The sequence below is a fragment of the Butyricimonas sp. RTP31003st1_G1_RTP31003_210430 genome (assembly GCF_040920905.1).
GTDB classification, from domain to species: Bacteria; Bacteroidota; Bacteroidia; order Bacteroidales; family Marinifilaceae; genus Butyricimonas; species Butyricimonas paravirosa.
In genome coordinates this window covers 98,150-106,488 of record NZ_JBCOSQ010000007.1, presented here as the reverse complement: position 1 = coordinate 106,488, position 8,339 = coordinate 98,150, and the positions used below count along the sequence as shown (strand labels likewise).

Sequence of the window (8,339 nt, the reverse complement as noted above, 5' to 3'; positions counted from 1 at the left end):
CCCTTTCCTGTCAATCACGAAATAACGGGGTATTCCCCCCTCGAAAAACAAATTGGCAATCTTTCTATCTTTATCCTTTCCAAAAGGAAAATCAAATCCGAAACGTTCCTGAAACTTTTTTATATCCTCCTCATTTTTATACTTCACGATAACAGGAACAACCACCAAATCTTTCCCTTTAAAACGTTCGAATATTTCCTTCTTGAATTTTTTCAACCCCGCGATACAAGGCGTACACTGCGTACCCACAAAATCCAACAACACCACTTTTCCCCGCAATTTTTTCATTTTAATAGCCTTACCATTCGTCATCATCACCTCGAAATCAGGTACATCATTTCCCGTCCATACTTTAAAACCATACTTCTCCGGTTCCGTTTCAATCTGTCCGTTTGCCAAATTCATTCCGGCGAACAACACGACCAATACTAAAATAATTTGTTTCATCAGATTCATTTTTTATTATCAAATATCATTACACTCACTAAAGATTCATCACCTCAATCTCTTCCGTCACCGGTGGCATACAAATCATATCATCACAAGCCTGGTAAGTCACCGTACAAATAATCACACCTTTATTATCGGCCGGGGTAACCTTCACGGGCTGAACAAGCGTTACTTTCTTCTCGTAAATTTTCACCTTGGGATCTGCCTCATACGCTTTCCCTTCCGGCACTTTCAATTTACCATCCGGCTCAATACCTCTAGGGTATTCAAACTTAACATCTGTCAACACGTAAGCTCCTTCCTCTCCCGAATTGGCATAAATATGGAAACCCTCCTTCATTGTAAATTGCACTTGAATCTCCTTCCCAATCCTCATGGCAAGCACGCTCACGGGGTTATCCTGCTGTACACCCCCTTGTGTCTTATCGATCCGATTGATAGCCATCCCCTTAACTTTATCAACAAATTTATACCCGCACGCCTCCGAAAAGATCAAACGGTCCCTCACCTCATCCAACCATGTTTTCCATTCCGCCACGGTCGAAAAATTTTCCGTAGAATAGCGAGCCAACAAACGTTCTCCCTTTTCCCGTTCTTCCGGAGAACCCTCCAACAACTCGATAGCCCTCTCCAATCCTTTCACGTCCCCCACGGCAATCCCCAATTGTTTCAAATCCCGATCTACCCGGAAAGAAAAATTACCCGTCCCCCCGTAGAAATAATCCATATTCTCCTTCAAATACACACGATACTCTTCCGCATCCGAACATCCGGCTCTTTCCCGATCTCTTTTCAAATAGCTATTCAGATACTCCTCGTACTCCATCACCTTCTGAGGCTGAGGCCACGCCTGTCCCATCAAATCACCCGGCACCTCTTTTCCCGCGGCATTCAGATCCTCGACTTCCCGTTTCAACTCCATCAATTTCTCGTTATAAGCCTTTCTTGCCTCCCGGTAATGTTCAAATGTATCTCGTTCGAATAAGGCCAGTTGCTGCCGTAACTTTTCCCTCGTCACATAACCACTCTCGTACTTTCTCGTCACAGGAACTTTTCCATCGAACTTACTGATATAACATATCGCATTAATAAACACCCTTTGTGCCGTTTCCGTCATATAATTCGGGTCTGCCGCAAATCCCCACATGAAAAAATTACCATGTCGTCCGATTGCCACCGCATTTCGGTATTTATCACTCACCCCTCCGGCAATCCGTTCCCCGTCACCATTCTCTTCAAAACCATCTCCGAAAGCCACCAATCCCTGCCGGTAACGTTCCCGTCCTCCTTCACGATACCCCTCCGTTTGCACCCGCCACATATCCATCACTCCCGGTGTAGTCACACCTTCCACCCCTGAAATAGCCGACGAGGGGGCTATTCGTCTCTCGTACTTCATATCCACGGACAGTGGTCCTTGAAAAATCGGGTGATCCACCCGAACATCATAAGCATGGGCATCCAGACAACGGCAATACCAGTTCAGTTTCAACCCCAGTGCAGCCCCTAAAATTCCTGTTTTATCACCAACCAACAAAGTCGGTTTACTATACTGATCCGAAAAATAATGTGCAGCAAACAAAGCTTTCGTGTCCACCACGTCTGCCAACTTTTTTGCAACAGGAGCAAGCTCGGTTTCTACTTCTTCCTGTTTCGGGTAGACAGGCTCCGGTAGCCCGTCAAACACGATCACATCAAACTCTTCCGTCATACTCTCTTCATAATCCCGGGCATCCACCGTTTGCACCTTTACGAAATACTGCTTCAGCAATTTTTCAAATGCAGGCATTCTCTCCCTCATATCTTTCTCGTAACGACTTTTCGCGATTCCCGCCCCGTGAGCAAAATTCCTAGGAGGTAACTCCCGGTCTGGATTAAAACCCACATACAAAACCTTCAACCCCTGTTTCCCGTCCGTGCCCCGGTGGCATCCTCCTGCCACCAGAAACAACGTCACGAACATCAAACATAAAACAATTCCTTTCATAACAGATCACAATTTAAGTTTTGCCGCCAAACTTCTGAAATACGCTCTTTCCCCCTTATCTCGATGAGATTCACCCAATTGTTCCAATTTCTCCTTCATTTCCCGGGCGTGCATTTTCATCACCATCATATACTCTTCGGACTTGGGCTTTCCCTGCACTTCCACCATACCATCCGCCATACCCTTCACGTAGCTATACTGTACATTTTTCCGATGTACACTCGTCACTTCGGTAACTCGATAATCATTAAAAATCATACGATCCAAATCGTTAAAGAAATTCTCTACCGTGTACGCATTCTTCCCATCAGCTATTTCCCCTTGCAACAAAATACCGATACATCCCTCGTCCAATTTCTCTTTCATCCAAGAACCCACGAACCGCCTAACCATCTCTTCAATCGTCAGCCACCCATTCTTCAAGTTTAAACTACTGTCAAACCATGCCGGAATCCCCGCGAACAAATAACGATTCATAAACTCCATTGCCTCCTTCTGCTCTTCCCGGGAAACAAACGTAACCGGTCTTTCATCACTTTCCTTTATCACGGGAGCGGTATACCGCCCGCCAATCAATCCCCCGACCTGTTTCAAATAATCGCAATACAAAGATTGAGCCTTAGAATACATTTTTTCCAACTCACCCCATCCCTCTCCATCTATTTTTGCCGTAATCTCTTCCAATTTCGGGTACATTCTCTCCAAATTCTTCATTCCCAATTCTGTCACTACAACCCGGTCTTTCCCCAAATCACCCCGTACACCCATTGAATTATTACTATCAAAACCTCTATAACACAACACTTTTGCCTTTTTCACAGAACCGCATAATCGATTCAAGATCAATCTATCCTTCTCCGCATCGGTCACCGCTGAATATTGTTTGTAACCCCACATAATCGCCCACCGATCATAAGATCCCACCCGCGGGATCAAATCTTTCACGTTTACGCCATCTCCCGGTTGAACCGCATAATTAAAAGGCAATTCATCCGTCACGGAAACCGTGTACCCGTTCTCGGCAACCCATTTCGGATTTCTCATCTGCTTGGCTGAAAACGCCATACTAGCCGCATAATTCGGGAGCATCCCGAAAACATTCGCCACTTCCGAAGACACCTTATAACGCAACAAATCCATCACCAGCTCCTCGTCAGCCAAATCCTTTATCACACGCTCATCCACATTCCCACATTGTAACAAATACTCTCTCATATCATCCGACATGAAATAATACGGAACATTCACCCGACACTTCAAAATCTCCCCCGTCCTCGGATGTACCAAAATAGAAGAACTCACATTTCCACTCCCCGGATAACAACACACAACAGCATCCGCTAACGCTAAATCCACATTCTGATCCGCATCCTTCACCTGTATTGCATCCTTAAAACCAGCCTGCTCAAAAGCCGCCTGCCAAGCCAAAATTCCTTTCCGAATAGCCGGACGAAAACGTTCCGGTACCTCCGGGGCAATGTAAAACACAATCGGCTTCTCCGGTTCAACCAACTGATTTCGCTGCAGCAACTCCTGATCTTTCGGGTTTACCGAAAGATTCCATTTATAAATCAACGACTCTTTCTTCACCCCCTGCGGGTTACTCCCGTAATCCAAATAACTCAACGTCCGGTAACCGACACGAGGATCAGCGTAACGTACCACCATCGACTTTTCCGGCAACACCCGTATAATACATTCCATTTCAATCGGCACGATTCCCTCTTTTCCCGGCACTCCTAAGAATCCTTGTTTCGCGAACGAATGAACTCGTACCACAGAAAATTTCACCCCGTCCTCCAACTTCTTCACTCCCGTAATCTCTGAACTAGATGCATCAGCGGCACCTCTCTCGGCACTACCAAACCATTCCGGACTCGTTTTCACCAGTGAGGTAATCTCAATAATCGGACTCGCCCCATCCGTTCCTCTTGCCACAACGGGATACATGACATGAACTGGCTCCAGCATCCGTTCCGCCATCAACTTATACATCCCAGAAGTCGTATCGGAAACCCGTTCCCCCAAGATCCCTTTCGACAATGACACCCGGTTTCCCGGTTCTGCCTTGAACACGGCAACCCCCATTCCTTCCGTCATCGCGTAAGGAATCCCCGTTCCCCTCATCACTACCCCGGAAAAAAACATCTCCCGTCCCAACAAATTCACAGGAATCTCCAAATAATACTTATCTGCCCCCTTGTAAACCGGTAGAATCCCTTCCGCCTTCTCCATCCCGTTCTTAAAAAAGGCAGTAAACGCCATCGGTTCCTTCCCCTGTGCGAAACCACCAATCGCAACCAGCAACAATACTATACTAATCAAATATCTTTTCATCATCAATCATTTAATCTAAAAATCAACAATCACTCAATCGGCAATTCTTCAATCGTAAATCTAAAATTTAAAATTATTCCAGTACGCCCTCGTCATAAAATCCCTGCTCTTCTTTCCGGCCTTCCGGGCATCCGCCTTTATCCTTTCCAACTGTTCAAAAATCAAAGAAGTAATTGCCGGGTTATCCACAAAATCCCGTTCCATCACGCCTCTCAAACTCGCCACGTACATCCGTTGTAACTCCCTGCGGCACGGTGTCACCGGTTGATTATTCAAGGCCTCTGTAAAAATCATTCCATACAAATCGTCCAAACACTCCCGCAAAGTATATGTACACTCTTCCATCTGTTCCTGTTCCGACATTTTTAAGAAAGAACCGGTCAACTGCTTGCATATCATCCCGTACAACATCCGCATCACCCGTACTTTATTCATTCGAGCAATATCCGTCAAATGCTCTTCAAACAACCACTCCGGGGCATGGAAAAAATGCTTGTCCAAAAAAGCCAATGCCTCCTTCTGTTGTTCCCTGCCGATAGGCATATCCATACCTGCCCCCTCCAAACGTGATTTATCATACACGAAATGTCCTCCGATATTATTCACCACATGAGTGATATATTTCAAATACTGATCACATACCCCCTTGTACATCTCTGCCTGAATGGAACCAAATGTATCATCTCCTTCCGTCCAGACCGTTATATTTTTCACGATCTGTTTCAGATTTTCCATTCCCAGCTCATTCGCTTTCATATTATTATTTCCCAAATCCTCACTCTGGCAACGGGGATTACGAGCATCATACTCCGTACCAAAGAAACGACGCTCGTTCTCAGTCCTTTGCCGAGTAGTCCACGCCCGCAAATAAGCTTTTTCCTCCTGCTCGTCCTTCATCTCCGGGAAATAACGGTATCCCCACTCAATAGCAAACAAATCATACTCGCCCAACCTCGGAACCAAATCTTCCAACGCAATTCCATCACCGGGTTGCGCCACGTAATTAAAGCGGGCATAATCCATGATCGATGCCGTGTGTCCATGTTCTTTTACGTAATCCTTATCCCGGATCTGTTCGACAGAATAAGTACTGCTACTATAAAAATTATGTCGTAATCCCAACGTGTGCCCCACCTCATGAGAAACAAGGTAACGTACCAGTCTCCCCATCACCTCTTCCGGGAAAGGGAAATGATGCACTCGTTCATCCACCGCACCCGCTTGGGCAAAATACCATTTCTGCAACAAATCGCGTACACAATGGAACAAGGAAATACGGGCTCCTAGAATCTCCCCGGTTCTCGGATCACTTGTTTGCAACCCGAAAGCATTCCCAATCGGTGAGGCCTTGTACGAAATAATTGAATTCCGTGCATCCTCCGGTCGGAAATCCGGATCTTCTTCAGGTTGGGGCATCCGTTTCGCCACGATCGCATTCTTGAACCCCGCCCGTTCAAACGCCTTCTCCCAATCCCGTACTCCCTCGATCAAATGAGGGATCATAAATTCCGGAATATCATAATCTATATAAAAAACAATCGGTTTCCGGGGTTCCACCAATTCCCCCCGTTTATATTTCTCCACCTCTTCCGGCCTAGGTTCCATCCTCCACCGGCAGGCGTATGTCGCTTGTTTCATCTTCAACGAATCCCCGTACTCCGTACCCTTCACCACGAAATACCCAACCCGTTTATCCTCGTATCTCGGACGCATCGGCTCTTCTGGCAACAAACGTAAAGACACCGCCAATTCCCACACCGTCGGATTCTGTTCCACCTTCTCCTCCCGGGCGAAAGGTGACAATTGTGGTGCGGCTCCCGCCCCGTAACATTTAATCATCCGAAAAACCACATTATCCGAAAACACACTACATCCGGCCACGCTCGCCCGATCGGCTTGATAACCACCCAGACCAAGCGTTGCTTTCATATCTTTTAATGAAAATATATTATTGTCCGTCAACAAGACCTCCGTCATATCAATCAACACACTCTCATCCCCCGTTGCCTTCACGTCAAAAATCATGGCAACAGGCTTACGTTCCGTCGTTTTCATCAACCGGACAATCTCGCTTGTCGTATCCTTTACCCATTTATCAGTTTCCGGCTCCACCAGCCACACCTCATTCTCTCTCCCAACCTCGAAACGAATTAACCGGGTAGACAAAGGATCTCCCGCATACCCCAGCAATTGAGTATCCGCCCTTTTATTTTGGGCAGATCCCTTCGCCAACACCTGCATCGCTGCAATATCCCGTCCCAATAACCGTTTGGGAATCTCCACGAAATACCGCCCCTCCTGCACGTAAACATTAAACATTCCCTTATATCGTTGCGCCGTCGGCTGCACGAACTCCCCGATAGTAAGTCCTTGGTGCTCCCGTACCTGTCCGATCCCCTCCTCCACGCATAGCCCCCAACAACACACGCACAACCCGATAATTCTTAAAATCTTTCTCATACACCTGTAATTTTTATACAATAAACTCCCGTAGTATCGGCTAACCGACACTAAACATACATACAAGCAAGGGAGCCGGAAGATATTTTCGGCTCCCTGTATTACAAACAACTATTCTATATCGTACTTATTTTTAAAATAAGACAGAATATTTTTCATAACCATATACTTTTCCACACATTTATGATAACTTCCGTACTTTATCCGAAACTCCTCTTCTGAATAAGCATATATGGCCGCAATATACATCGTCACATCCACCGTTTTCGAAGGAGTATTCTTGTACAACAACTGCATCGTGGTATACCGATCTGGTCCAGTAAGCATCCAATCTAAAAAGCCCAAATCCTTTGGATCAGCATTGTATAAAGGTTGAATAAGTCCATTTTGAGTATTCCAATAATACTTTTGCGAGTAAAAAGAATTTGCTGCTGTATCCGTTATCACGTAAAAATCTTCCAGCTCTTCAGCACACAAACTCGTAATCCTTTCCACTAAATTAGTACCTAAAACCATTCCTGCCCAATAAGATTTTTCATCTGTACTCATACTTAATATGTCTGCAAGTCGACCAACAGTAATGCCCAACATACTCTTGTAAGCATAATCGGGTCTATAATTAGGCATCCGTCCCGCTGTCGAATTCCAACCATACGTGGGCGTGGAAAGAGTGTCAACCAACAGAATAGCATAAGGCCTATATTCACGCTTTCTGGGTAAATTCGGGATCACCTTCTCCTCTATCACACGAGCAGCCTCAACCATTGCATTCGTGTCTGCAGATAACGCTATAGCTGTAGGCGAAGTTGTAAAAATATTATAACCAACAGCGAAGATTTCATAATGATAACGTGGATTTCCATACGCATCAACCCCTTGCTCCACTTTCGCAACCGTATCGTTCACAAAGATCGAAACACCTGTTTCCTGGTATATCTGATACGCCAGCTCGTTAAACCGTCCTGTCTTATTCTGAATAGCAAACAAATTAGTATCCATGCCCGACGGATTCAAATCATCTTCTTTCTGACAAGACATCAAAAAGAACTGCAACAAAACACTATATACAAACAAAAATTTTCTCATCTCTATATTCTATTAAATT

5 protein-coding genes are annotated in these 8,339 nt (G+C 45.4%); all 5 read right to left on the bottom strand.

The window, feature by feature from the left end; genetic code table 11:
- The coding region (locus tag AB5542_RS03895) for a peroxiredoxin family protein (RefSeq protein WP_368242985.1) at positions 1–447 on the bottom strand (447 nt) is incomplete at its 3' end.
- 37 nt (positions 448–484) lie between these two features.
- A complete protein-coding gene (locus AB5542_RS03890; protein ID WP_279037408.1) occupies positions 485–2,437 on the bottom strand; it encodes a protein-disulfide reductase DsbD domain-containing protein in 1,953 nt (650 codons plus the stop codon).
- Between the two features lie 6 nt (positions 2,438–2,443).
- On the bottom strand, positions 2,444–4,774 hold the full coding sequence (locus AB5542_RS03885; RefSeq protein WP_279037411.1) for a zinc-dependent metalloprotease: 2,331 nt from the start codon (positions 4,772–4,774) through the stop codon (positions 2,444–2,446).
- A gap of 60 nt (positions 4,775–4,834) precedes the next feature.
- Entirely contained in the window at positions 4,835–7,234 is a 2,400-nt protein-coding gene (locus AB5542_RS03880; RefSeq protein ID WP_279037413.1) for a zinc-dependent metalloprotease, read from the bottom strand.
- Between the two features lie 111 nt (positions 7,235–7,345).
- Positions 7,346–8,320 (bottom strand): hypothetical protein, encoded by a 975-nt coding sequence (locus tag AB5542_RS03875; RefSeq protein WP_279037415.1) that lies wholly within the window; start codon positions 8,318–8,320, stop codon positions 7,346–7,348.
- Positions 8,321–8,339: the final 19 nt, after the last annotated feature.

Coding starts and splice junctions, on each gene's coding strand:
- AB5542_RS03875 (WP_279037415.1), bottom strand. CDS start 8,320: ATGAGAAAATTTTTGTTTGTATATAGTGTTTTGTTGCAGTTCTTTTTG.
- AB5542_RS03885 (WP_279037411.1), bottom strand. CDS start 4,774: ATGAAAAGATATTTGATTAGTATAGTATTGTTGCTGGTTGCGATTGGT.
- AB5542_RS03880 (WP_279037413.1), bottom strand. CDS start 7,234: ATGAGAAAGATTTTAAGAATTATCGGGTTGTGCGTGTGTTGTTGGGGG.
- AB5542_RS03890 (WP_279037408.1), bottom strand. CDS start 2,437: ATGAAAGGAATTGTTTTATGTTTGATGTTCGTGACGTTGTTTCTGGTG.